This window comes from Nitrospira sp. (assembly GCA_024760545.1).
GTDB lineage: Bacteria > Nitrospirota > Nitrospiria > Nitrospirales > Nitrospiraceae > Nitrospira_D.
Window position 1 is genome coordinate 197,564 of the sequence record CP060502.1, and the last position, 22,053, is coordinate 219,616.

At 55.7% G+C, this 22,053-nt stretch carries 31 protein-coding genes and 1 tRNA gene; 18 read left to right on the forward strand and 14 right to left on the reverse strand.

Annotated features, from left to right (window positions below):
- Positions 1-29 precede the first annotated feature (29 nt).
- From H8K03_22685 to H8K03_22745, 13 genes are all read left to right on the forward strand, one after another.
- Entirely contained in the window at positions 30-212 is a 183-nt protein-coding gene (locus H8K03_22685; GenBank protein UVT22628.1) for a hypothetical protein, read from the forward strand.
- A gap of 4 nt (positions 213-216) precedes the next feature.
- The gene (locus H8K03_22690) at positions 217-354 is read left to right on the forward strand and encodes a hypothetical protein (GenBank protein ID UVT22629.1); all 138 of its coding nucleotides are present in this window, start codon (positions 217-219) and stop codon (positions 352-354) included.
- Positions 355-437: 83 nt separating this feature from the next.
- Positions 438-938: a DUF1273 family protein gene (locus H8K03_22695; GenBank protein UVT22630.1), complete on the forward strand. Its 501-nt coding sequence runs from the start codon at positions 438-440 to the stop codon at positions 936-938.
- A gap of 75 nt (positions 939-1,013) precedes the next feature.
- Positions 1,014-1,400, forward strand: a complete 387-nt coding sequence (locus H8K03_22700; protein ID UVT22631.1) for a hypothetical protein — start codon at positions 1,014-1,016, stop codon at positions 1,398-1,400.
- Between the two features lie 80 nt (positions 1,401-1,480).
- Positions 1,481-1,867 (forward strand): hypothetical protein, encoded by a 387-nt coding sequence (locus tag H8K03_22705; protein ID UVT22632.1) that lies wholly within the window; start codon positions 1,481-1,483, stop codon positions 1,865-1,867.
- Complete coding sequence (locus H8K03_22710; GenBank protein ID UVT22633.1) at positions 1,864-2,319, forward strand: macro domain-containing protein; 456 nt, start codon at positions 1,864-1,866, stop codon at positions 2,317-2,319. The genes H8K03_22705 and H8K03_22710 overlap by 4 nt, the downstream gene beginning before the upstream one ends.
- Positions 2,320-2,542: 223 nt before the next feature.
- On the forward strand, positions 2,543-3,310 hold the full coding sequence (locus H8K03_22715) for a reverse transcriptase-like protein (GenBank protein ID UVT22634.1): 768 nt from the start codon (positions 2,543-2,545) through the stop codon (positions 3,308-3,310).
- A gap of 83 nt (positions 3,311-3,393) precedes the next feature.
- Positions 3,394-3,948 (forward strand): hypothetical protein, encoded by a 555-nt coding sequence (locus H8K03_22720; protein ID UVT22635.1) that lies wholly within the window; start codon positions 3,394-3,396, stop codon positions 3,946-3,948.
- Positions 3,949-3,987: 39 nt separating this feature from the next.
- Complete coding sequence (locus tag H8K03_22725; protein UVT22636.1) at positions 3,988-5,034, forward strand: transglycosylase SLT domain-containing protein; 1,047 nt, start codon at positions 3,988-3,990, stop codon at positions 5,032-5,034.
- A 34-nt stretch (positions 5,035-5,068) separates the two neighbouring features.
- Positions 5,069-5,389 (forward strand): hypothetical protein, encoded by a 321-nt coding sequence (locus tag H8K03_22730; protein ID UVT22637.1) that lies wholly within the window; start codon positions 5,069-5,071, stop codon positions 5,387-5,389.
- Positions 5,390-5,443: 54 nt separating this feature from the next.
- Complete coding sequence (locus H8K03_22735) at positions 5,444-5,839, forward strand: single-stranded DNA-binding protein (protein UVT22638.1); 396 nt, start codon at positions 5,444-5,446, stop codon at positions 5,837-5,839.
- Positions 5,840-6,296: 457 nt separating this feature from the next.
- The gene (locus H8K03_22740) at positions 6,297-6,497 is read left to right on the forward strand and encodes a hypothetical protein (GenBank protein UVT22639.1); all 201 of its coding nucleotides are present in this window, start codon (positions 6,297-6,299) and stop codon (positions 6,495-6,497) included.
- Positions 6,498-6,617: 120 nt separating this feature from the next.
- Entirely contained in the window at positions 6,618-7,001 is a 384-nt protein-coding gene (locus tag H8K03_22745) for a hypothetical protein (protein UVT22640.1), read from the forward strand.
- Positions 7,002-7,174: 173 nt separating this feature from the next.
- Here the strand turns inward: H8K03_22745 and H8K03_22750 are convergent, their stop codons facing one another.
- Positions 7,175-7,399 (reverse strand): hypothetical protein, encoded by a 225-nt coding sequence (locus H8K03_22750; GenBank protein ID UVT22641.1) that lies wholly within the window; start codon positions 7,397-7,399, stop codon positions 7,175-7,177.
- Positions 7,400-7,482: 83 nt separating this feature from the next.
- On the opposite strand from H8K03_22750, the gene H8K03_22755 reads away from it, so the two are divergent.
- Both H8K03_22755 and H8K03_22760 read left to right on the forward strand, forming a co-directional pair.
- Positions 7,483-7,665 carry a hypothetical protein gene (locus H8K03_22755; protein ID UVT22642.1) on the forward strand — a complete coding sequence of 61 codons (183 nt, stop codon included), beginning with the start codon at positions 7,483-7,485 and terminating at the stop codon, positions 7,663-7,665.
- A tRNA-Thr gene (locus H8K03_22760) sits at positions 7,656-7,730 on the forward strand. Before H8K03_22755 ends, H8K03_22760 begins: the two co-directional genes overlap by 10 nt.
- Before the next feature lie 469 nt (positions 7,731-8,199).
- Here the strand turns inward: H8K03_22760 and H8K03_22765 are convergent.
- From H8K03_22765 to H8K03_22775, 3 genes are read right to left on the reverse strand one after another with little or no spacing between them, the layout of a single operon-like run.
- Positions 8,200-8,730 carry a hypothetical protein gene (locus H8K03_22765; protein UVT22643.1) on the reverse strand — a complete coding sequence of 177 codons (531 nt, stop codon included), beginning with the start codon at positions 8,728-8,730 and terminating at the stop codon, positions 8,200-8,202.
- Between the two features lie 32 nt (positions 8,731-8,762).
- A complete protein-coding gene (locus H8K03_22770; protein UVT22644.1) occupies positions 8,763-9,245 on the reverse strand; it encodes a metal-dependent hydrolase in 483 nt (160 codons plus the stop codon).
- A gap of 1 nt (position 9,246) precedes the next feature.
- The gene (locus H8K03_22775; GenBank protein ID UVT22645.1) at positions 9,247-9,702 is read right to left on the reverse strand and encodes a hypothetical protein; all 456 of its coding nucleotides are present in this window, start codon (positions 9,700-9,702) and stop codon (positions 9,247-9,249) included.
- Between the two features lie 455 nt (positions 9,703-10,157).
- Here H8K03_22775 and H8K03_22780 point away from each other — a divergent pair, with 455 nt between their 5' ends.
- A complete protein-coding gene (locus H8K03_22780) occupies positions 10,158-11,222 on the forward strand; it encodes a ParM/StbA family protein (GenBank protein UVT22646.1) in 1,065 nt (354 codons plus the stop codon).
- A 5-nt stretch (positions 11,223-11,227) separates the two neighbouring features.
- Positions 11,228-11,494: a hypothetical protein gene (locus H8K03_22785; GenBank protein UVT22647.1), complete on the forward strand. Its 267-nt coding sequence runs from the start codon at positions 11,228-11,230 to the stop codon at positions 11,492-11,494.
- Positions 11,495-11,650: 156 nt separating this feature from the next.
- On the opposite strand, the gene H8K03_22790 is transcribed toward H8K03_22785, so the two are convergent.
- The 8 genes from H8K03_22790 to H8K03_22825 all read right to left on the reverse strand — a co-directional run bounded on the left by H8K03_22790 (position 11,651) and on the right by H8K03_22825 (position 16,454).
- Positions 11,651-12,148 (reverse strand): thermonuclease family protein, encoded by a 498-nt coding sequence (locus H8K03_22790; protein UVT22648.1) that lies wholly within the window; start codon positions 12,146-12,148, stop codon positions 11,651-11,653.
- Positions 12,149-12,171: 23 nt separating this feature from the next.
- The gene (locus H8K03_22795) at positions 12,172-12,735 is read right to left on the reverse strand and encodes a hypothetical protein (protein UVT22649.1); all 564 of its coding nucleotides are present in this window, start codon (positions 12,733-12,735) and stop codon (positions 12,172-12,174) included.
- A gap of 140 nt (positions 12,736-12,875) precedes the next feature.
- Entirely contained in the window at positions 12,876-13,310 is a 435-nt protein-coding gene (locus H8K03_22800; GenBank protein UVT22650.1) for an AP2 domain-containing protein, read from the reverse strand.
- Between the two features lie 54 nt (positions 13,311-13,364).
- Complete coding sequence (locus H8K03_22805; protein ID UVT22651.1) at positions 13,365-13,667, reverse strand: helix-hairpin-helix domain-containing protein; 303 nt, start codon at positions 13,665-13,667, stop codon at positions 13,365-13,367.
- A 13-nt stretch (positions 13,668-13,680) separates the two neighbouring features.
- Positions 13,681-14,037 carry a hypothetical protein gene (locus H8K03_22810; GenBank protein UVT22652.1) on the reverse strand — a complete coding sequence of 119 codons (357 nt, stop codon included), beginning with the start codon at positions 14,035-14,037 and terminating at the stop codon, positions 13,681-13,683.
- Positions 14,038-14,042: 5 nt separating this feature from the next.
- Positions 14,043-15,311 (reverse strand): Y-family DNA polymerase, encoded by a 1,269-nt coding sequence (locus tag H8K03_22815; protein ID UVT22653.1) that lies wholly within the window; start codon positions 15,309-15,311, stop codon positions 14,043-14,045.
- Between the two features lie 6 nt (positions 15,312-15,317).
- Positions 15,318-15,743 carry a translesion error-prone DNA polymerase V autoproteolytic subunit gene (gene umuD / locus H8K03_22820; protein ID UVT22654.1) on the reverse strand — a complete coding sequence of 142 codons (426 nt, stop codon included), beginning with the start codon at positions 15,741-15,743 and terminating at the stop codon, positions 15,318-15,320.
- Between the two features lie 39 nt (positions 15,744-15,782).
- Positions 15,783-16,454: an SOS response-associated peptidase gene (locus H8K03_22825; GenBank protein UVT22655.1), complete on the reverse strand. Its 672-nt coding sequence runs from the start codon at positions 16,452-16,454 to the stop codon at positions 15,783-15,785.
- A gap of 614 nt (positions 16,455-17,068) precedes the next feature.
- Between H8K03_22825 and H8K03_22830 the strand changes: the two genes are divergently transcribed.
- Positions 17,069-18,868 carry a hypothetical protein gene (locus H8K03_22830; GenBank protein ID UVT22656.1) on the forward strand — a complete coding sequence of 600 codons (1,800 nt, stop codon included), beginning with the start codon at positions 17,069-17,071 and terminating at the stop codon, positions 18,866-18,868.
- Between the two features lie 317 nt (positions 18,869-19,185).
- Here the strand turns inward: H8K03_22830 and H8K03_22835 are convergent, their stop codons facing one another.
- Together H8K03_22835 and lepB are read right to left on the reverse strand one after the other, a co-directional pair.
- Positions 19,186-19,467: a hypothetical protein gene (locus H8K03_22835; protein UVT22657.1), complete on the reverse strand. Its 282-nt coding sequence runs from the start codon at positions 19,465-19,467 to the stop codon at positions 19,186-19,188.
- Positions 19,468-20,398: 931 nt separating this feature from the next.
- Positions 20,399-21,751, reverse strand: a complete 1,353-nt coding sequence (lepB, locus tag H8K03_22840) for a signal peptidase I (GenBank protein ID UVT22658.1) — start codon at positions 21,749-21,751, stop codon at positions 20,399-20,401.
- Positions 21,752-22,053 lie beyond the last annotated feature (302 nt).

The window sequence follows — 22,053 nt, forward strand, 5'->3', positions numbered from 1 at the left end:
TTGCATTCAACGACGGCAGGAGCTGAATCGTGAACAAGAAGCAATGGGAGCACCTTGCCACCATACTCTCCGATGTGGCCAATCTGGCCTTGGTAGGACTAGCCCTCAATCAAGTCCTCTCCAACGCCCCATTTCACCCGTGGATCTTCGCCGAAGGCCTCCTCGGTTGTTGCGCACTCCATGCAGGCGCGTTATACTCGTTGAAAAGGTGACCCCATGCCGGCACTCGCCATTTCTCAACTCGATAGCTTCATCGCACTGAACAGTTTCTTTGCCGTCGGTGCCATTCTCTTCGTCGGCGCCTTGCTCTACGACCGGTTTACCCGCCGTCATCGTCAGACCCGACCACACTAATCGTTCACCCAAGGCACCATAGGCCTGTTTCACAGGCAGGGTTCGTTCTCCATCGATCGTAGTAGATTGAAGGAGGACATCCTATGCCCACGCTCAGATTGGCCATTACTGGCCATCGCCCACAGAAACTCGGCGGATTCAATCCCAACAATCCCATTCTTCAACGCATCGCCGACCATTTAACCCGTACGCTCACAGCCCTCAAATCCCGCGGATTAGACGTCCTCGGCCTGACCGGAATGGCTCTTGGTGTCGATCAAGCCTTCGCCGAGGCCTGTCTCACCACTCAGACTCCCTTTGTGGCCTATATTCCGTTTCCCGGCCAGGCCAGCCGATGGCCGAAACAGAGCCAAACCCGCTATGAGGAACTCCTCCGCCTCGCGATGGACCGCCTGATCGTCTGTCACACAGCCAAAACCGACGCGGAAGTTCGAGAAGCCCTGATGGCCCGGAACAGTCGGCTGGTCACTGATGCTCATGCTGCGATCGCAGTATGGGATGGTTCGGCCGGCGGGACGGCCGACGTCGCTCGCTGGATCGACCACCTTGCCCATCACCACGCCGGCCAATTGATCGCCCCCTGAAACGACAAGGCCACGCCGGGTATGCCGGGCCAGAATGCCGATGGTACGTCCATTAGGGGCGGGAAAGCATTTCCTATGAGAGACCGCACTCCAAACCTCACATCACATACCTTCGACGCTCTCCAGATGAATGAGGCTACGCTCATTGCCGAGATCGCCACACATCACCAACGCACCAACCAACTCCGCCAACATATCCACGCCCTATCTCAGGATCAGCTCGCTACTCTCATCCCCCACGGACCCTATTGCTACTCCGTACTCGGTCCACTGCCCCCACCGCAGATCGGGCATCACATCCAGCCCTGTCCATTCTTAATGGGGACACGCCCCGAAACGACCTGTTTCTTCAACCCGGATCCACTCTACGCCATCGACACGTCATACAATCCCGACGCCTGTAAAAGATGTGGAATCAACGACGTCGATGAAATGATCGACACCTCTCAGGATGAGGCCTGATTGGCTCCCTCTAAGCGACCCTGCACGCAGGGTAGCCACTTCCCTCAGCGATCAGCACGTAATAAGACGGAGGAGGGACTATGACTCGACTGCGGCGTGCGCAAATCCGACCAGGAGCGATAGGGATCGATACCACGGTCAAGAGCGCGCAGGGCATCTGGCGGGCCTTTGCCCCGCGCTGGGATATGGTGCTGGGATACAAAAACGGCACGCTGAATTGGCAAGACTACTGCGCACACTACGCGCAGATTCTCGCCCGCGTGCCCATGCAGGTGTGGGATGAGTTAGCCCGGGCTGAGGAACAGACAGTGCTGTGTTATTGCAGGGCCGATTGGAACTGCCACACCCACGAATTGATCCAATTCGCGGTGCAGCAGTTCCCAGACCGATTTATAGATGGGCGGAGCGACTCTAGTCGCCCGCAGGTGATGTCATGCGCCAACCTGTCAACCAAGGAATCCCCATGACACTGGTGCACGAGATCACCGGCGACCTCTGGACGTTCCACACGCAAGGTGAATGGATCGCTATCACCACAAACGGGGTCATCAAAGCTAACGGGGAAGCCGTCATGGGTGCCGGCCTTGCCAAAGCCGCTGCCCAACGGTACCCGGATCTTCCACGCGTTCTTGGCCAAGCGCTCCGTCACTCCGGCAACCACCCATATGCCTTTCTCTCCACACGCATCATTACCTTTCCCACCAAACGCCACTGGCAACATCCAGCCGATCTCGAACTCATCATCGCCAGCATGAAGTCGGTCGCCCACCTGATCGAGCAACACAACATGTCACGGGTGTACCTCCCACGGGTCGGTTGTGGCCTGGGGCAACTGTCCTGGCGGGATGTCCGCACGGCGATCGCTCCGTACGTCACATCACGCTGTGTCTTTGTGACCTCACTCTTGGAGACACCATGAACGTCTTCTCGCTCGGTAGTTGGCCGACCCTCCGTGATTCCCTTAACATTCCAGCCATCCCTGCTGTTTTGCTCCAGGACACATGGAAGCGCTCGCCTTTGAAGCCCCAGTAGGCGCACTCCTCCGGTAACCCAATCCCTTCTTCTTCGAAAAGAGCGGCATCGACCCACTTCGTGGGTAGTGAACTTTGTCTATGACATCTTCCATCACGAAGGGAGAACCTATGACCGCATCCGACATTGCCACTTCGCTGATCCCCGCCCTACGCGGACAAGGATTCAACGCCGTCCGTCACCCTGAACCCACACCAAACGGCTACGGACATAAGATCACGCTATTCGAGCAGGCTGGTCCCGCCCTCGGCACTCTCGTCATCTATGCCGGCAAGAACGGCCCTCGCTATACGACTAACGAACTTCGGAACCTCACCCCCCAGATCCAAGCTCGTCTCGCTCAAGCCTGGACGGACAGTGGATTACTTCTCACAAATGCCACGACGCCTCACCATTCCAGCTCAGTTCCTACGCCCGTATCTCCACCCAATACGGTCGAGCTCTGGGTCGATGGCGCCTGCCTGCAACACCCAGACGGTCTCAAATTCGGCTGGGCCTGCGTGATCCGAGAAAATGAGAATGAAGTGTATCGCCACAGCAGTAGTCAGATCCCCGCCCATGCAGCCGACCACAGAAACGTTGCTGCGGAACTACAAGCGGTCCTCCATGGACTCGAAGAATGCCGGCGCCGTGGCTATCACACCATCACCGTCTACTATGACTACACCGGAATCGAAGCATGGGCCACAGGACAATGGCGGGCCAATACACCAGCTACTCAAGCCTATGCCGCATATACCCACACCTATTCGTCAACCATCAAGTGGCACAAAGTGACGGCACATTCCGGCGTCCTCATGAATGACCTCGTAGACTCGTTAGCAACTGCTGCCGCTCGTTCTGCACCACTCGTCTGGAAAACATTTCCAACTCAATGAGCCCTCAGGAGAGAACGATGGCCACCACCTCTGTCTCTCCTGTTTACGTGGCATTGGGCTCCTCCTCACCAGAAAGAATATCCATGTCACTGTCTAGCGCTCCGCTCAATGTCGACACAGCACTCCCATTTCATGCGCCCAGTAATGAGGAACTCTCCCGTGCAATCGCCCGAATCATTCCAGCAGAGCAATGGCGTGCCGTCATGGAAGGGCATCCGTACACCGAGCTTGAAATCAATGACGAATTTCTTGGATTCATGACGACCTATTGGCACTTGGCGCAACTCATACCCACGCATTGGACAGTTGTCGACCTGGGCTGCGGCTACAATCCCCAGGCATGGCTGTTCCATCTCACGGGGCATCACCGCTTTATCAGCGTCGATTCCTTTCCCAACATCGTCCGCTTTCACACCCCAACCTCCACGCACTACACCATGACGATCGGAGACTTCATCACCCAACACGGCCACACGCTCAATCTCAAAGAAACGTTTGCCATCTGTTCCTACTGCCCGATGTGGGGCGAAGGCTCTACGGCACAACTCCGCGCGTTCTTTCCAAACCTGTACGTGTACTACCCACATCAGACATCACGGCCGGTCACGCTCCCACGCCTGCATCATCAAGTCGACTGACCGCCGATTCGATTCCACTCACTGTACGGAGGAGTATCTATGCGTCTGCCTCTTGTCTGGCTCCTGACCTGTTACTTCATAATCTGGGGCCTCTCTCCAAGCTCCGCTGCCACGCAGGACCCCTTAACCCTCTCAACCACACCTACAGCCTGGACGCATTGTCTCCACCAGCACGCTCAAGAACTGGATCTTCACCCGGCACTTCTCCGCGCCCTCATCTATGCAGAGAGTCGCAATCACCCGTTCGCGATCGGATGGACCGATGAGACAGGATCCCGGCACAGTCAATTTCCACCGACTGAACAAGCTGCACATCGGCTCATGCAGACCCTGAAACAGCGTGGTCAACAGTTTGATGCAGGTCTTGGGCAAATCTCCTCGACCAATCATGGAACCATTGCTGACATACTCGGCATTCAACCGGAGCAACTCTTCGAACCGTGCCGTAATCTCACCGCGGCCAGCCATATTCTGCATGAACAAATCCTCCGTCATGGAAAAACATGGCAAGCTCTTGCTGGCTATAACGGGTCGGTCGGAAGCACGAAGTATATTGCGATTGTCCATGGACATCTTTGTCGACAAACTCCCGACCTCTGCCGTAATTCAAGCCTTCTGTGGTCTCTGCCCTCGCCTGATACGCCCTTACTGTCTGCCACTGCCTTTGAGGCCTCGATTTACGAGAATACGTCCGATGATGCCGGCCCAGATCTGTCCTTCGCAGACCTGACGCCATCACGCATCCCACATCGAGCAGCCACGCTCTCCAACCCGGACCCGATCAATGACATCGTCCATATCGGACACACACTCCCCAGTCCGTCCACGATGATGACGCTCGGAGTCCAGATCCTCCTCCCCTTGCTGTTCCTGATCTCGCTCCTCATCGTATGCACGTATGTCATTCGCACGATACTCTGGTCCTATCAGCTCGTTCGTGACAGTGTCCGGGCCCTCCACCGTCCATCTCCGCTTGCCCTTCGTCGAACATCGTCGGACTACGAACGAGGACGATCCCCGCTCTCAGTCCACCGATCGCAGCATCAGGACGAATCACTCCAGAGACCCGCTGCGCGGGTAGCCTGACAGCTTCATGATCCTGTCGTTGAAAGGAGTGTGCATGAGGCGTCAACCCATTCAGTGTGACACCCCGTTGAGTCTGGCCATCGCCCTTCTCGGCAGCGCTCGTTCGTCCATGATCCACGGAACTCTTGGCGCCTATTCCGCATCCCGTCAAACGATCCACTTTACCAATCTCAACTCCGGAGACATTGCGGACATCGTGATCGCCCGAGCGGCCACGGCCGCTAGTTCATGCACCTTGACGATTCTTTCGGTGACCACGCCACGCATGAGGCGTCGGATCACCACCATTGTGCGAGCCTTCGTGCGCGAGACACAGGCTCCACTCAATATTGATCTCGCGTTACAGGCCGCGTAAGTCACGACCTGTGTTCATCACTGACTCATCACGAGTCACTTTAGGAGGTGTCCCATGTCAGAAGAATCATCCAGCAACCCGCAGTCCAGCTCGAAACCCTGGAACGACAAGAACCAGTTTGTGTGCCGGGCCAGAATCGGGAACAAGCCCGAGATACGGAGCACACGAAAGAAGCCCGTGGTCAGCTGCACGTTGTACATCAAGAGTGAGTACGACGATGACAAGGGCAAACGCGTCACCAAGACGACTCGTGTCCCGCTCACGATGTTCGGAGACAAGGCGATGACGTTCGCCAATGAAGTCAACAAGGGTGATTACGTCGAAGTTGAAGGCCGGCTCCAGGAGAATGCCTGGGAAAGCACCGAAGGTCAGAAACGGACCCGCTTGGAGCTGATCGCGTCCAAGTATCAGGTGGTTCAGCGGAAGGGCGAACAACGCCAGGCCGCGTAACATCTGTCGGCTACGGGGGGCCGTCACGCTCCTCGTAGCCTCCGTTCTCACACGATCGCTGTACCAGGATGATCTCCTGGCCCCCTGAGACGGCAGGTAATATCGAGAATACCGTCCACCCTCTGGTACGCAGGGACGATCGCGTACCACTCACTGAATCGATCACCCAGCTCAACACCGACGAAAGGTAGGCTTAGAAGCAGCCATCCTCTAAGGAGTCGGGCCGATTCGGCGCTGCTGGCTGGTCATTGTAATGGCCAGTGCCCCTGACCAGAACGATCTCACCATGTATGAGCAGGGAAAGAGGAGCGGGGCTGATGATGGAAGCGACTGTGTCGCTGACTGTCACCGAACGAGATCGATCACGCCGTTTAGCGTCACAGCACATCATTGGCGTTGAGCGTTTTTCAGATCTGCAACTCTACCCATTCTCTAACCATTCCTTGAGGAGGTGTTGATGACGTCCTATCCTGCTCTCATCATCCCGGCGATCGGTTTGGGCGCTGTGTTGGTTGTGATCATGACCGTCGTGCTGGTCCCTTGGCTCCAACGGTCCAGAGATCTCCGCACTCGACAGCGGCCGCTCAACCTGGATTTGTCCGCTGCCTCTCATCCCATCAGAGAAAATTACCGACGTCCGACCTCCTCTGCCCGTTAACTCAGCTTCACATAACTCCCCACGTCCCGTTGCCGCACCACCTTATCCCGTGAGAGGCCCGCTCTGCGGGCAGGATGCGTGTGGGGGCAGTCTCACACGTCACAGCCTCGGAGGTTCATCATGCACCTACTATTCATCCTAGCCTTGCTGCTGATTATCAGCCAACCCGTCTTAGCTGAACCGAGCGAGCCATCACATCTCATCCACAGCGACAAGGCGACGACTCCCGTCATTGTCCTGCAAGCAAAAGGATGGTCGATAGGATACTCGGCTCAGGAATCCCTCTCCTGTGATCTCGCCACGACACGAGCCAAACGGCAATTGGCTAATGCCATTGCGTTTGCCAAAGCCGAACAGTTTGTGACAGCCCAGGACTTGATGCTGGCCACGCTACGACCAGCGCAACGCATTTGGGAAAATGGGCAGTGTGTGATTTATCTGGAACTCTCCGTCCCGATTCAACAGAAGCCCCTGTTTTTCCGTGTCGAGCATCATCCCAATTAACGTTCTGGCCAGCCGCGGTTGATCTCGCGGCTTCCTCGATGAGAGTTCAGGCGGCTAGCTGTTGTCGAACAGACCTGAACAGTGATGACCGGAGGGAGGGCAGGCTAGGTGTGCCCCGGCCTCAACACCGGGTTACTGGTGTGAAGGGGAGCCTGCCCTCATCGAGGACCCATTCACTCGGATCGTGTGAGATCATCATGCGTCACTCCCGGAAGCCCACCCCCAATCACAGCCATGCCCGGAAACAACGACGTGGGCGCCGACGTACCGGGATTCTTTGGGAGTACACCGGTGATGGCCAATACCCACTCGATCGAATCAAAGGCCTGACCAAGCGCTATTGGCGGCGATGGAGTCGACGCGCCACTCGCCACCACCTTCAGCAATCTCTTGCCCACTCCTAATCAGGCTCGCGTTGCTCGCAGGGTACGTCGCCAGTGACACTTCATACTCTAATCCATCATGTCTTGGAGGATGCCCCATGCAACGATTCCATATGTCAGCCCACGCACAGGCCAAGCTCCGTGAGTTGTCCCATCACTCGCTCGATGATTTGGCCAAACGCCGATCTGTCCAGCGTGAACGTATCGCCGTACGTGACGCAGAATCCCGAGCCGCCTTACGAACCGCCCTGCAGCAGACATCAGTCCACAGGCTGGCTTAGCTCAACTCCTAGAGCCATCGCCTTGTAAGCGATCGATGACCGTTCAAGTCGGTCAGTCAGCTCCACACCGTCTTGGAAGGATGGCCGCTCCGCCCTCGCATGCTGCGAGGACTCCGCGGCCGGATCACACGCCCGACACCACATATGTCGATTGAAGGGGGCGCCGACTCAGCACCGTCTTCAGAGATTGGAGGAGGTGACTCCTAGCTGGGCCGCCGTTTGCGACGGGCACTCCGCAACAGATCGGGCCTCAGACACACTCTGGCGCCTGATCTGCCCTCGCAATTTGGCATCAGTCGAAATCTTGGTGGTTACTCGCCTGGCTGATGTGATCACCGACGTAGAGGGAGACGCCGCTTCACCCACACGATGCGTGGGTTCGCGGCGGGACTCAAAGCAGTAGCGCCTTCATCAGACTGTCTGATGTCAGATAATGCCGTGCTTCTGAGATTATGAGGAGGATGGTCGTTAGCGTGGATGCCTCTATCGTCGCTGGATCGTTCACCAGTCCGTGACAGAGTGGCGGCTTCGTGCTCACTCTGTTCGCACTTCGCCGCCAGAAGGGACTCGCTGGATAAATCGAAATGGCCAAGGCCCTACCAACACTCCTTCCATTCCCAATTCTGCCTTCCACGATTCCACTTTTGTTCCATCTCGTGAGATTGGACCATAGAACACCATCTCCTCCCCTTCAGATTCATACCGATGTCCAATCTCAAACCGTCGCCCATCACACACCCCGACCCCCATCACCTGCGTCAACAAGGCTGGCCGTAAATGCAGTTTACCTGCCTCCTCTTCCGGCAGCACACCCGACACAATGACCCCAACTGCCACTCCACCCAGTCGCTGAGCTTCTTGTATATAATGCTCCAATAACCCCGTCCACTTTTCTCTCTGGACAGTCAGGGTTTCACAATTTTCCCCCAGAAAGAGAATAACCTCGACTTCACGACCCTGACCAACCAACACTCCCCCTTCGCCAGACACACACATCGCAATTTGCCGTTGATGTTGGACACGGGCTCGGTAACACACGGCCGACCATCGATGTTCGACATTCATACATCCACTCCTACTCGACAACTTCTTACCAGTTACCCAGGCAACCGCATACCTGCCACTTCCGTCTGAATCCGCATCAGGATTCCCGCCACCGCACAGACCAATCCCAGTCCCATCAGGAGCTGGTCTAACCGTCCATAGACCGGATATCGACCCAACACCCATCGGACTTTCGACGGCCACCACAAGAACACTCCCCCACTTAATCCATCTAACACCACATGCGTGCCAACCCCCACCAAGATTGCCACAATCATCATCGGTGCCATCTCACAGACTAACCCAACCACCCCAGCCAGGGGAATTAACATCAATGAGTGACTGAGCGTCCGATGTCCCACGAGGTACTTAATCCACCACGACAGAAACCAGAACCGTTGTCCGATCACTGACCAAGGTTCATCAATATCCGGCGCTAATCCAGCCAATGCAGCCGTGAGAGTCAGAAGGGGATCGCCCTGGAAGAGGAGGGCGGACAGACCCGCTGGCACCATGGCATGGGTACGGCCTGACATCTCAGCAGTCCTCCATCATGTCGGCTAACTCTGCTCGTTCGTGTCGTTTCTGTATGCGCCGCTTCACGATTTGCGCCCGTTTCCACACGTAATTATATTTCTCATCCGGAATCCGTTTATAATGCGCGACTTCGTTGGCCGCTCGTCGTGGACTCGCGGCCGGTTCCCGTTGGAAGATATGCTCCAAGGCGGCGTCGATCTTCTGCACATGCCACTGCGGATTCACCAGGCTGATCACGGTCGTTTCCACCCACGGCAGTAGGCTCGGCATCGTGGTCTGGATCTTCGCCAGCAACGCCTGCACCTCCTTCTGATACTCGATCTTCTGTAACGTCGCTAAACTAGGTGGTGTCACACCCGCCGTATGCAGGTGTTCTTCCGTCCGACCGGCTGCATACCGATCTGCCGCCAGTCCCTGATCCAGACTCGGTTCAGCCGTCACGGGCTGAGTATCCATACCCACTACCTCCGTTCTGTAGTAGTGATGTTTTCTATCAAGTAATCTTTATTGATTATGGTTCGACATCACGGCGACAGCCCAACCCCACTCATGCCCAGAAACCCTCTCGCCCGACGACCTATTCACCTATTACGCTCCCCAGGGCGCCAATCTTCGCACCCGACCAGCTCCCCCAATCTGTCCCCCAGCCTTCAGAACGCGGAATGACAAGAATCCCTAGCTATAGCGCGGACTTCCACAATGGCTCAGGGGAGGAGTGCACCACTTTTCGCACCACTCTACGAGCGAATCCCCGCATGAATAGCGGGGATATAGCCAGTCACTCCATGCCAGAACGGCTCAATGAGGAAGAATCTGCATCCAGCAGATCGGGACACACGGGGAGCCTCTTGATGCCGAAGACGTAATAGGGTGGTAGCAGTCAGCAGACACACACCACGAAGGAGGAAAGTATGGGAGTGAAAAAATCGTCACGACGTCGGGAGCCACGATCCACGGACGGCTCCTCGAAACCACGGGGCCCGGTCGTCGGGATTGACCTCGGGTACGGATTTACCAAAATCGTGCGGGAGGATGGCCAACGGTTGATGTTCCCCTCGGTGGCAGCCGCCGTGGCCCCCACCATCATGATGCAACTCCATCCGATGCAAGACAGCGATGAAGTGCTGGTGGACGACATCCGGTATATCGTCGGCGAACGGGCGATCGGGCACGCCGAACGGTTCTCCAACCTGCACAATATGTGGTGGACGCTCCCCCACTATCGGGCCCTCATCGCGCAGGCCAAGAAATTCATCCCGGACGGCGCCTGCATCGTGACCGGCTTGCCGTTGGATAAATACATGGCCCAACAAGGCATGGGGCATGTCGCGCAGACGATTAAGAGCGGGCTCCGCGCGCAGCATGTGACGGTGATCCCACAAGGCGTCGGCGCCTACTTTAGCGAACCGACGTTGGAGCACCCACGCAATAAGGTCGCGCTCGTCGATATCGGCACGTGGACCACGGAATTCGTGGCCATGACCGGCCAGGATCTCATCAGCCAAGCCTCGGTCGGCATCCGGCTCGGCATCAACGACATCTTTGCCACCGTGGCGACCGAACTGCAGGCGAAACTCAGCCGCCCCGTCGATCCACACGAAGTTGAGCGGGCCCATCGCGGCGAAGAGGAATTACGCACCCAAGGCCGACCCGTCGCGCACGATTACATCACCGATCGCGTTACCCAGCTCGCTAAGGAGTCCGCCGGCCAGGTCCTGGCGAAAATGACCGACTTGTGGGGGCCACATGCCGCCGCCTATGAAGCGGTGATCCTCTGTGGGGGTGGCGCGAAACTCCTCTACCCCTTTCTCAAGGGGTTCCGAGAAGGCATCCTCGTCGTCTCCGATGCCCAATTTGCCAATGCGCGCGGCTATCTCAATGTGGGACTGCGAATCTACGGGCCCCCGCCCCAACTCGCCTACGTAGACCACGTGCCTGCAAAGCCGGCGCTCGATCCGGATGAAGCCATGGTCTAAGCACGATGCCGAGCATCCGTCGTCTCACCTTGTACCTACGGCAGCGGCCGGACGAGCAAGCGCTCTATCAGTATCTGATGCGCAAAAGCCCAGCGGAGCGGACCGCACTCCATCGCGCAATGCTGCTGGCTGAATTCAGTCGGCGCATGAAGAAAGAACCTCAGCGGAACCGCTCCGCCACCCCGAAAGCCTCACGCCGGCGAGTCGCCGTCGCTGAACCGCCGCCCACGACAGGAGGCATGGCGAGTTGGAATCAGCGCGTCGTGTTCTAACCCAAATTCCGATATGACGAGGATTGCCCCCCACCTCACACAGCGGGCATTGAGATGTCGAATCCGACGAATGACGACTGCGTTGATCGGCACACCTGATGGTCGACCAACCCAGCCCCACCACTACAAACGGAGTCTCCTGCCTGTCTCCGTCGTTCAGCGCGTCGCGCGCGCATCACGACGCCACTCCCAAGGCGGCACGGGTGCGCGCTCACCCCACAGCCCTTTCTTCGACTGGCGCGCCTGCTCTTCTAACGTCTTGAGCTCGATATCCTTGGGGGCATACTTCCGATACCACCAGCACCAGCCGTCTTTGACCAGTTCGTGATTGACGTTGGTGCCATCGGGAAGAAACACATCAGCCAGGGTGCGCTTGTACATATCCTTGCCGTAGGTCTGGAGCGTGACTTCTTTGCCAAAGACCAGGGCTGCGGTCGCCTGCTTCGCCTTATTGCCGAACGCTTGGCCTTTCTCCGGGCAGTCGATGCCGTGGAGCCGGATGCGTTCAGGGTGTTGGTTGTGCAGAACCTCGATGGTGTCGCCGTCAAGGACGGAAGTAACGGGACCTGAAATCTCGGCTGCTGCGCATACAATTGAACCAAGCGCAAGAACAGTAAGACCAAATGTGGCTCTGCAAGCGAAGAACAGAGCCACAGCTCGATAATTTCTGGCAGACATTAGGTTAGGGCTTTGGCCATATACCATCCAAGGCGGCATTCAGCACTGCTTCCATTTGCTCCGATAAATCCCTCAAGGTCGCAATATATTCGCTTTGCCGAGTGGGGGGGGATTCGCTCGAAAAGATTCCAAGTTTTTGCGAGACTCTGGGCAAACTCGCGATGAATAATGCTCTCTCGGGGAAATGATGAAGGGTCAGAGGTCCTAGGATGATGATAGCGATCGAGGTAGTGAGCGTATGTCGGTTTTGTGTTCTCAAGGTTTAGGCTGAATATTGCTTTCTCAAGATGGTAGAGGATCGGACCTTCTGGACTTGTCCGGTGAGGCCACTTATATAACAGCACTGCGGCCAGAGCAGCTCCATATGGAATCAGCTCATACCTGGTTTCTCTGGCCAGTTCCTCTGTCATTGGCCGTCCACGAAAGAATCCGTCCCCCACATGCATCCTAATATACAATTTGCCCAGTTCATTAGATGACGACTTGAGAATGTCCCCCAGAACTGTTCCAAGCGCGAAGGCAACTCTCTTTTCATACTCGGAACTATCTTCCTCTGGTCCCATGACAGTTTCCTCTAGAGTCAACGGCCCTAGAACATTCTTACTTCTGCTTCGCCACCACCTGATCTTTGACCTTGTAATAGGTCGCAGAACTACGAACGAGTCTGTTGCACCACGTTCGGGCGACAGTTTATCAAGGAAGACTAGCGGGAGGCCAAAGCTCGTAGTGCCTTCCGTCGTGCCTGTACTGCCCGCTGAAATGCCCCCTGTTCGCCGTACCGCGTAATCGAAAACTTTCTAGTCTTGGCCTTGCCGCCCCCAATCGGCCATTGTGCAAGCCAATACTGTCGGTGACGAGGTCGCCCCCGGCCTGTCTCCATAGCGTCAATTCTTGTGACCCCTGAGATCCCGGACCGGTTGTTCTTCTTCTTGATCCGGCAGATTTCTCGCCGGGTCATTGGTCGCAGGCGGGCAATCAGCCAGTTTCGATACCTCTCTGCTACGGCAAGGGCCTTCCGCTTCCCGCCGTACACGTTGTCGGCAAAATGCCGATGGTAGACCCGGCCCCGCCGTTGGACAGTCACAAACCACGAATGTGTCCATGATGGTTCATGATCAATGCGGTAGATCTGCTTCATGGCTATTAATACCAGGAGTATGCAATCCGCTGCCCCATCCCGTTGGCCAATGGGTTACTTCTGCTTCGCCACAACGTGCTCCTTGATCTTGTCATACGTCGCTTGTGGGACAACTTTCTTCTGCACCAGTTCATCCTTCCGCTTGTACGGTCGGCCCTTGATGATCTTCTCGGAATAGGCATCACCAATCCCGGGCAGCGCCTTGAGTTGGTCTGCCGTGGCCATGTTGAGGTCGATGGGTTCAGCGGCGTGAAGGATCGAGGGTGTCGTTTCAGTCAAGGGGAAGACAGGAACCACACCGAATAGCAATGTGATCACCACGAACCCAATCGCCCATTTCTTTACCACTGAGAGCATGAAAGCCTCCTTGCTAATGTGTGGTCCCTTTCGCCAACCGCTGGCCCATTTCAATAATCCGCCCCAGCCGTTCCAGCAGGTTCGTGGCCTGGTGCGACGTAAGCCCATGCTGATTGAGCACGGCGAGCAGGTCGTCAATGATCTGCTCTTCGGTTTGGGAAAGCACATACGGCTCAGGAAACGCGGTTTCGGGGATCGTGGCGCGGGGATTCTTCTTCCGAAAGTCAGCGATGATGTCGAACAAGTCTTGCTTGCTACAGAGCCCTTTCCGTTCTAACAGTTCCACAATTGCCGCAATCTCCCACATATTGGAGATCGTCGCTTCCTCGATCGACATGGACTCGCGTTTGGGGCGGTGCTGATCGCTCATGCCGATTAGGCCTTCACTATGGGAAGGTCATCCCAGCTCGTGGTGTAGGCCGGTGAGCTGTGACGAAACTGCGTCCGCCACGCCTTCGTGATTCCGTTGGAGGCATAGTGCAGCGTGCCAGACCCAAACCGGTTATTGATCGAATCCAGCGCCGTCATCAACTTCTTCGATCGCGCCCGATCGTGTTGGTCGAAAAGGTCTGTCTGCACCTGGCTCGCTGGAACCAGTCCCGTCAACATGATCCCGACCTTCTTGTAGAGGAACCCCTTGCGGTAGATCGTCCGTATGCCCTCTATCGCAGACCGAATCAGTTCAGGTGTGCTGTCCGTGGCCACCGGGAGCTTGCGCGTCAGGGCATTGTAATACTGCGGAGTATCCTGGAATGGATTCGTGTGCAGAAACACGGTCAGCACGGTGGCGGCCAGGTGCTCCGCCCGCAGCTTCTCCGCCGCGCGCGTCGTGTAGCTCGACCCCGCTTCCTCCATCTCCGCCAGCGTGCCCACCATCGTTCCGAAGGCCCGCGAGCAGGTGATCCCTTGCTTGGGCACTGGGCACTGCTCCACGTCCAGGCAGGACATCCCGCGCAGTTCCATCACCAGGCGCAGTCCGACAACGCCCATGTGCGTGCGGATAAACTGGTCATCCGCCTGGCGCAGCTGAAGGGCCGTGGTAATGCCGTGCTGGGTAAGGAACCGAGCATAGTTGGGACCAATGCCCCAGACATCTTCAACGGCAATCCGACTGAGCAGGGCGTCTCGATCTGGACAGGCGCGCAGATCAACCACGCTGCCGGCATCGGGAGTGCGCTTCGCGATTCTGGTGGCGATCTTCGCCAGGACTTTCGTCTCCGCAATCCCCACCGATACCGGGATGCCGGTCCAGCGTTTCACTGTGGCGCGGATGACACGTCCATAGTCCGTGAGGTTTCGCGAGGCGAAACCGGAGAACCCCAGAAACGCTTCGTCGATTGAGTACCTCTCCAGATCCGGACAGAATTGTTCGAGGCACGCCATCACGCGCTGTGACATATCCCCGTAGAGCGCGTAGTTCGATGAGAAGACCTGGACGTCGTGCGCGTCAAGAAGCGGGCGAATCTGAAACTCCGGCACCCCCATCCCGATGCCCAGGGCCTTCGCTTCGTTCGAGCGAGCCACGACACAGCCGTCATTGTTGGACAGGACGACAACCGGCTGACGCTCGAGCTTGGGGTTAAACACTCGTTCGCAGGATGCGTAGAAGTTGTTGCAATCGACGAGGGCCAAGACTGGAGACATCGGACCCTACAGCGCGTGAATGACGTTGGTGACGACGCCCCAGATTTCAAACTCTTGCTGCGGTTGAACCTCGATCGGCTGGTAGTTTCGGTTCTCCGGGAGCAGGCGCACTGCGGTGCCCCGTTTGGAGAGACGTTTCACGGTGAGTTCGCCATCCAGCGCCGCGACGATCACATTGCCGTCGACCGCTTCAAGGGACCGATCCACAACCAATAAGTCCCCCGTATGAATGCCGGCACCGAGCATCGAGTCTCCGGACACGCGCACAAAGAAAGTCGCGGCGGGGTGCTTAATCAGGTGCCGGTTGAGATCCAGTTTGCCTTCGAGATAATCATCGGCCGGCGACGGGAAGCCAGCCGGCAGGCGGCCCAGGAACACGGGGAGCTTGTAGCGGGTGGAGAGATCAGGCGCGTAGACGGCATCGATGTGCATGACAGTTCCTCAGAGCCAGGAAGGGCTGTAGTCTACTCCCTAGGCCTGGGCTGGCTCAAGACAGGCGGGAGCGTTGTGCCGCGGGTTGTTGACCAGGGTACTGACTGGATAGGCCTGAAGTTCGGTACTGGGATACGGACGCAGCAAGGCCTTCAGCGAATCGGCGGGTGTGGTGTGATCGAGCCATGGGATATACGAGGCAGGCGCAAGGATCACTGGCATCCGATTGTGAATTGGCGCCATCAGGTCATTGGGCTCCGTGGTAATAATTGCGCAGGTCTCGATCGGCTCGCCTTCAGCGGGTTTCCAATGTTCCCATAGCCCCGCAAAGGCAAACGGCCGCTTGTCCTTTCGACCAATCCAGATGGGCTGTTTTCGCTCACCCAACCTTTGCCACTCATAGAACCCGTCGGCAATGACCAGGCATCGCCGCTTCTTGAATGCAGATCGAAAGGCGGGTTTCTCGGCCACGGTCTCACCCTTGGCGTTGATACACTGGTTGCCGATCTTGGCATCCTTGGCCCAAGAAGGAATCAGGCCCCAGCGAAGCAAGACGCAATCACGTTTCACAGACTCAGGATTGAGACGAACGACCGCCACACGTTGCGTTGGGGAGATGTTGTAGTTGGGCTTGAACAGCGGGGGATCGTCAACCTGAAACTGTTCCGCGATGACTTCCGGGGTAGCCGTCTGGGTGAAGCGTCCACACATCAGTAGCCTCGCAGGGAGGCTATTCTATGAAAACCAGACATCGAAGTCCAAAGCTGCTTCTGGGCAATGACCGACTGGTTATTGTACAGAACGTCTGACTCTCCACTTTGCGACCGTCGGCATTCGGCCAAGAGCGGACATTCGGCGCCGAGATTGCACCACCCCAAAGCGGTCCTCAGCCCTGTCGCATGAACCTGCCCGGTAACCGCCGAGCGTAGCGGAGGAGGAGTGCCTGACGGGAAACAGCCGAAAGATTTGACAAGTAGGAACAACGTTCGAACAACAGCTCGGCGCTGAAGCGGGAGTTCTCACGAAATCCCTCCGCGAAGTGTCGCAGGCACCGTCACTGTCCGCGCAGACGGGACACATAATGTTCGATTCCAAGACTTGAACCCATTTGAGTTTGGCTATCTGAGCCAGTTTCTTCCCATGTGGTATTGCACTTATTGTAAGGGCCCGCGACCATTCCCGTCATCTCAGATTTACACCTAATGCATCGGCTTGCTATAAATACTACTCTTGCACGGTGAAGCTAAAGGCAAGTCATCGCGTGCGAATCAGGATGACTCTAACAAGTCAGCCTTTCTTTTTCTCGTTTCAAGTATCACAACTGCATGATTGCCATACCGTCGTTCGAACATGTAGCAATCGTTGGCGATGACGCCTGGCTTGCGGCAGAGATTTCATCGCTGTTTACCCGTCCTCGGCGTTATCTCACCGTCATGGATGGGCCTCGTCTGACTCGACCTGACTACACAAACGAAGTGATTAGACGGACCAATGCCCTCTCGCTGGCTCAAACTCGTCGAGTAGTATTCGCTAATTTGCCAGCCGATCAAAGTTGTGCACTATCTGAGCGCCAGCCGGCCGGCATGTTCATTTCCGCCAACACTCGAGAAGAGGCGCGATCTGCTCTCAGAGGTTGGACGAAAGGCCCAGCTGAAAAGCTGGCTTGGGGCCGAGACCACCTCGGCGTTGGTCTTCTGTTGGCCCGTCGCTCGAAGAAGTTCCTGGACACGGCTGAGGAGACATCGCCGCCAATCAATTTTGTCTCAGGTGGAACTCACCTGTTGATCGTCTGCGAGGCAGGGGAGGATCTCGCGGAAGTGACCGGGAGCAACTTGGCCTTCGCTACTGATGCATCTTTTTTAACTGTCCCTCAGCTTCCAGATCGTGATCAAGATCAATGGCTGGAGGAAATCTATGCCCTCGGATCAGGGGAGAATGTCACAACGCGATTTGCCTGCATACGCGATCGCGTTCGCACAAGACTCCCTGCCTTTGACTTTCGAGAATACAAGCAGGTTTTGTTCATCACCAACGGCTTCCCTTGGGGAATGGCCATGCCAGAGCGTCCCACAACACATCTCTTCGCATATCCGGATTTGGGACGCATGATAGTGGAAGGGATATGGGCGGCTTCCCGTACTGGCAAGAGCGCAAGGACAGCGCTGCTGATCCAATCGGATCACATCGCAGGATCGGAAATCGAGGCAATACGGGAATCATTGAAACAGAATCAAACTCTAGTTCGTATTCAGGCAGGACCCCGCGCGACAGTGCACAATGTCCGAATGTTGCTCGAGACTGTACCATTCGACATTGTCGTCATTTCGACGCATGCAGGTGATGTTTCAGGCAAACGGGTGACCTATAAATTCACGGACAGCGAAGGTATTGCTCGATGCCTTGTAGTCGATGAGGCTGTTGGGTTTGGATACGACCCCACAACCGAGAAAGTGTGCGTCCAAACATTCTGTCGTTTTCACGAATTAGACGGAGTTGATTGGTCGGATTCGGTCGCGAAATCTTCCCTGTATGTAGGCTCAGCGATCTCCACCTGGTCAGCAATGGGCGATGTCCAGGAGCGCGCAAAATACCGAGTAGCAAGCGAAGAGATCATTCGCGTTAACGGCTCCATGGGACTTCGGATGAGCGATGACGTGTGGCTTCCCATGATGCACGGTTTCGCACCTGGCTGTACGCCGATCGTTTTTAACAACGCATGCTCATCGTGGCATGAATTAAGTAAGCGATTTATGTTTCCTGGGGCCAGCGCCTATATCGGAACCTTGTTTCCTGTGACAGAGGCAGAGGCCCAGGCAGTCGGCACGTCTTTTTTCCAGAGGGAACTCGGAAAATCATTACCAGTAGCGCTCTGGGCCTCACAGAATCACGTCTATGAACGACAAGATCGACGCCCATATGCGATGTGTGGCCTTCCCTTTTCCTCGATCCAACGGAATACAATAGACTCCATCGCCTTCCTCTCCCAATATTACCCAAGAGCGATTGCCACCCTAAGCCGTAAGGCGAATACGACCGCTATTGAGGAATTACGGGAGAACTTCATCCAGCAGAAAGACTTTCTATCAAAGGAAGCGGAGATCCTCGCGGACTGGATTCGTTCCTGACTCCACAATAAAGCGAAGACACTATCAGAGATCTTATCTGCGAACGAGTGAATCGTTTGCTCACTCCTCGTTTAGCTAAGGGGTGTTGTCTCGTGGGAGATTGAGGTCTGATCGAGAATTGCGGAGATTGAGGTTATCGGAATCGACGAACTGTACCGTTCATGACGCCGAGATTGCACCACCCCAAAGCGGTCCTCACCCCTGTCGCCGTAACGCTGCGCGTGAGCCGAGGCCGAGCGCAGCGAGAGAACCCAAAGCGTACTCGCTTCGCTCGTACTGCTTTGGGCCGTCGGCTCGACGCGCGGGTTAGGCCGCAACTAGCCTCCCTGCGCTTGGCCTCGTTGCTGCAGGGCTGTACGCAACTTTTGAACCTCAGCGACGATCTTTTCGATCGTCTCCTCAAGTTCCTTTCGAGTCTTCTTGAGATCCTCTCGGGTAGCCAGCCCCTTGGCCTGCTGGCTTGCACTGGAAAGTGACTGCTCAAGCGAGGCCAGACGCTTGTCAATCTCTGCATTCGTACCCGGAGGCCTGTCGTTCTCCAGCTTTGTCACCCGCGCGGCGAGATCGGTGAACTCTTTCTTCGATGCAGGTTCGTTCATAGCTGAGTCCCTTATATTCCAGATTGAGAACAGTGCCGTAAGTAGCAAGAAAACCGAAGCCGCGATCTTGTCTCGTCGTGACTTTGCGTCGATGCGATCATTGAGCGAAATGGAATCCTTATTTCGATGAAACAACCTAGGTGAGAATATAAGCGTCCAGGCTGCTTGAAACAAGCCAACCACCAGTAAGCCAAGGGCGGTCAGAACAACTGTGCTCCAAGACACAATGCGCTCCGTTACGGCCTAACAATGTTTAGGCGGATCCATCATAAGAACCGGATCTGCCATGTTCTATCCGCGTAACACACCTTCAATGATCGTGAACAATATCCCAACATCGACGGTGGTGCAATGAGTTGCGGCCCATCGACCATTGATCACGGGTTCTTATGCGGATCGGCGTAAGACCTTCCCTTCTGGTAGCGGTCGGTCGTGTACTCCGGCTAAGGGTCGGATACCGATGGTCGAAGAACGGCCAAGTACGGAAATTCGGCGCCAGGATCGCCCCGCCATAATGCGGTCATACACCCTTCTGTTGGGCGCAAGTGGGTTTGGCTGCGTATTCCGGTCAAAATGAGCCACGTATTCCAGAGGAAACCAGTCAGTCATTCCGATCCAAATCAGCCACTCATTCTGGTGCTATATGCCAACTGCTCCACTTGAAACCAGCCACCTGCTCGACTTATCTCATGCTCTCCTACGTTCGCATTGACGCACATGTAATTTGATCCGGATACTAAGGAAGGTCTGATTACTGATCCAGTCATGAGCAAGTGCGTATTTTGCTCTGACATAATCGCTAAAAGACCCTATTTATAGGCCTTCCAAGAAAAACACGCACTATTTAGCGTTCGGCTCAGGAATTCGTGATTTTGAGCGGTACAGTTGAGCATCTGCAGTCTCTTATATCCGGAGAGATCGCGAGCTACTCTTAGGGATTGGTGGACGAAAACATCTGGCCGATGCGTTCCCATCGTGCGTCTTGCTGAATGCCATCCCAGGACCAATAGATCACAGCAACCCTTCCATTAATGTGGTTCATGGCAATAGGTCCAAATTCACGACTATCAAACGTAGTAGCGAGGTTATCCGCTAGCACAAACACTGTCCCGTCTGGGACGACGATTGGCCCAAAGGCTTGAGCTTCGCCACGGGAGAGCTGTGAGATCGGAGATATTGTTGGCCGCATCGAGATGCGTTCGTTGAGCAGTGTTCCATTGATCCATATCCCATCGTGATTGATCGCGAGAGTCTCGCCTGGTAAACCGACAACCCGCCGAAAATAGGGTACGTCTACGTTTGGAATTCGGATCGAGATGATGTCTCCGCGTTGCGGTGTACGGGAAGCTGTGTATGCGCGGAGATCCACTAGAAATATGTCATCGCCTATCAAGGTGGGATCCATGGCAGAACTTTGAATGTGATGCTGGGCAGCGTAGAAATTATAGATTGCGGTCCTGATAAGCGGCCTCGCAGTAAAATTTACCAGAAAGACGACTGCCAGGATGATGAACCATCTTAAGGGGTGCGAACTGCGTGCCCTTGGATCGTTCCTCAGCCGGCGTGCGGTCACCAGGGCTTCTGCCATGATGCCAACATAAATGATGCCTGCTGCTGTTACTGCTGCGATGACATTGTAGGGCGGCTTAAAATGAACATGCAGGAGGATAAAGAACTTCACTAATGTGGCTCCTCCAATCCACACGAGATAACACACCCCTGCCTTGATGTACTCACCGTTATATAACTGTCCTAATCCTGGGAGTAGGCTGAGCGAGAACGAGACCCAAGGACGCGGAGACTGGATGTAGTGGCTGTCTGCAGGCTGGAGATGACACTCCTGTTCCCTGTCGTTGAGGGCAAGCGGTATGCTTTGTCCATCTGGATACCCGAGCAACCAATACATGATCGAGCCAGTCATCATGCCTAGCGTGAGAAGGAGGACTAACATAGTCACGTCCACAATGGGGAAAAAGTCGATGCCTGTTGTCAATGGTTCATGATTCACATTGGCGCCGACAAAGAGCGCTATAAACGGCCAGCAAAGTCCGATAAGGAGGAAAACAGAAAGAGGCTTGTTGAAGAGATATCGAGCAATGGCAACCCAGACACACAGTGAAGGAAATACAAAAACCAGGATCAATCGTGCGATATCGGGTGCTTCAAGATAGCCCAACCATTCAATAAACCCTCGGCCTGTTAGATAGGAAAAGTAGATCGTGCCTAATGCCAGGCCAGAGACCGTCGCGGCCGCAACGATTTTCAACCAAGTACTAGCTTTCATGCCTTCCGAGATGTCGAGAGAGATAGAAAACTGGGCGTTACACTAAGGATAGCATAGCATCTTAGCCTGACAAGGTATGGCACTTAATAGAATGCTGGTAGGAAACACGAAGATTTGGAGGCGTTCGGTCTGGATGGAGGAGAGGCAACTCTAATCCAGCGGGAAGTCCCTTCCTGAAAAGGAGGGGTTCTTCATAGTATAAACTGCGAAATGCGCATCAACGCTGAAGGTGCTGAATCGTCCTCAAATCAAATCCCGGCCTCGGCGTTAACTTAAGACGCAAGTGTGGGATCCCGATGGGG

Bases quoted from the DNA above. Each gene is read 5' to 3' on its own strand.
- H8K03_22735 (UVT22638.1), top strand. From the start codon at position 5,444: ATGTCAGAAGAATCATCCAGCAACCCGCAGTCCAGCTCGAAACCCTGG.
- H8K03_22695 (UVT22630.1), top strand. From the start codon at position 438: ATGCCCACGCTCAGATTGGCCATTACTGGCCATCGCCCACAGAAACTC.
- H8K03_22825 (UVT22655.1), bottom strand. From the start codon at position 16,454: ATGTGTGGACGCTTCACCCAGACGGCTACCCCGGAAGTCATCGCGGAA.
- H8K03_22725 (UVT22636.1), top strand. From the start codon at position 3,988: ATGCGTCTGCCTCTTGTCTGGCTCCTGACCTGTTACTTCATAATCTGG.
- H8K03_22705 (UVT22632.1), top strand. From the start codon at position 1,481: ATGACTCGACTGCGGCGTGCGCAAATCCGACCAGGAGCGATAGGGATC.
- H8K03_22730 (UVT22637.1), top strand. From the start codon at position 5,069: ATGAGGCGTCAACCCATTCAGTGTGACACCCCGTTGAGTCTGGCCATC.
- H8K03_22795 (UVT22649.1), bottom strand. From the start codon at position 12,735: ATGGGACCAGAGGAAGATAGTTCCGAGTATGAAAAGAGAGTTGCCTTC.
- H8K03_22780 (UVT22646.1), top strand. From the start codon at position 10,158: ATGGGAGTGAAAAAATCGTCACGACGTCGGGAGCCACGATCCACGGAC.
- H8K03_22710 (UVT22633.1), top strand. From the start codon at position 1,864: ATGACACTGGTGCACGAGATCACCGGCGACCTCTGGACGTTCCACACG.
- umuD (UVT22654.1), bottom strand. From the start codon at position 15,743: ATGCACATCGATGCCGTCTACGCGCCTGATCTCTCCACCCGCTACAAG.
- H8K03_22740 (UVT22639.1), top strand. From the start codon at position 6,297: ATGACGTCCTATCCTGCTCTCATCATCCCGGCGATCGGTTTGGGCGCT.
- H8K03_22805 (UVT22651.1), bottom strand. From the start codon at position 13,667: ATGCTCTCAGTGGTAAAGAAATGGGCGATTGGGTTCGTGGTGATCACA.
- H8K03_22765 (UVT22643.1), bottom strand. From the start codon at position 8,730: ATGAATGTCGAACATCGATGGTCGGCCGTGTGTTACCGAGCCCGTGTC.
- H8K03_22700 (UVT22631.1), top strand. From the start codon at position 1,014: ATGAGAGACCGCACTCCAAACCTCACATCACATACCTTCGACGCTCTC.
- H8K03_22715 (UVT22634.1), top strand. From the start codon at position 2,543: ATGACCGCATCCGACATTGCCACTTCGCTGATCCCCGCCCTACGCGGA.
- H8K03_22785 (UVT22647.1), top strand. From the start codon at position 11,228: ATGCCGAGCATCCGTCGTCTCACCTTGTACCTACGGCAGCGGCCGGAC.
- H8K03_22830 (UVT22656.1), top strand. From the start codon at position 17,069: ATGATTGCCATACCGTCGTTCGAACATGTAGCAATCGTTGGCGATGAC.
- H8K03_22775 (UVT22645.1), bottom strand. From the start codon at position 9,702: ATGGATACTCAGCCCGTGACGGCTGAACCGAGTCTGGATCAGGGACTG.
- H8K03_22835 (UVT22657.1), bottom strand. From the start codon at position 19,467: ATGAACGAACCTGCATCGAAGAAAGAGTTCACCGATCTCGCCGCGCGG.
- H8K03_22755 (UVT22642.1), top strand. From the start codon at position 7,483: ATGCAACGATTCCATATGTCAGCCCACGCACAGGCCAAGCTCCGTGAG.
- lepB (UVT22658.1), bottom strand. From the start codon at position 21,751: ATGAAAGCTAGTACTTGGTTGAAAATCGTTGCGGCCGCGACGGTCTCT.
- H8K03_22810 (UVT22652.1), bottom strand. From the start codon at position 14,037: ATGAGCGATCAGCACCGCCCCAAACGCGAGTCCATGTCGATCGAGGAA.
- H8K03_22815 (UVT22653.1), bottom strand. From the start codon at position 15,311: ATGTCTCCAGTCTTGGCCCTCGTCGATTGCAACAACTTCTACGCATCC.
- H8K03_22800 (UVT22650.1), bottom strand. From the start codon at position 13,310: ATGAAGCAGATCTACCGCATTGATCATGAACCATCATGGACACATTCG.
- H8K03_22720 (UVT22635.1), top strand. From the start codon at position 3,394: ATGTCACTGTCTAGCGCTCCGCTCAATGTCGACACAGCACTCCCATTT.
- H8K03_22770 (UVT22644.1), bottom strand. From the start codon at position 9,245: ATGTCAGGCCGTACCCATGCCATGGTGCCAGCGGGTCTGTCCGCCCTC.
- H8K03_22745 (UVT22640.1), top strand. From the start codon at position 6,618: ATGCACCTACTATTCATCCTAGCCTTGCTGCTGATTATCAGCCAACCC.
- H8K03_22690 (UVT22629.1), top strand. From the start codon at position 217: ATGCCGGCACTCGCCATTTCTCAACTCGATAGCTTCATCGCACTGAAC.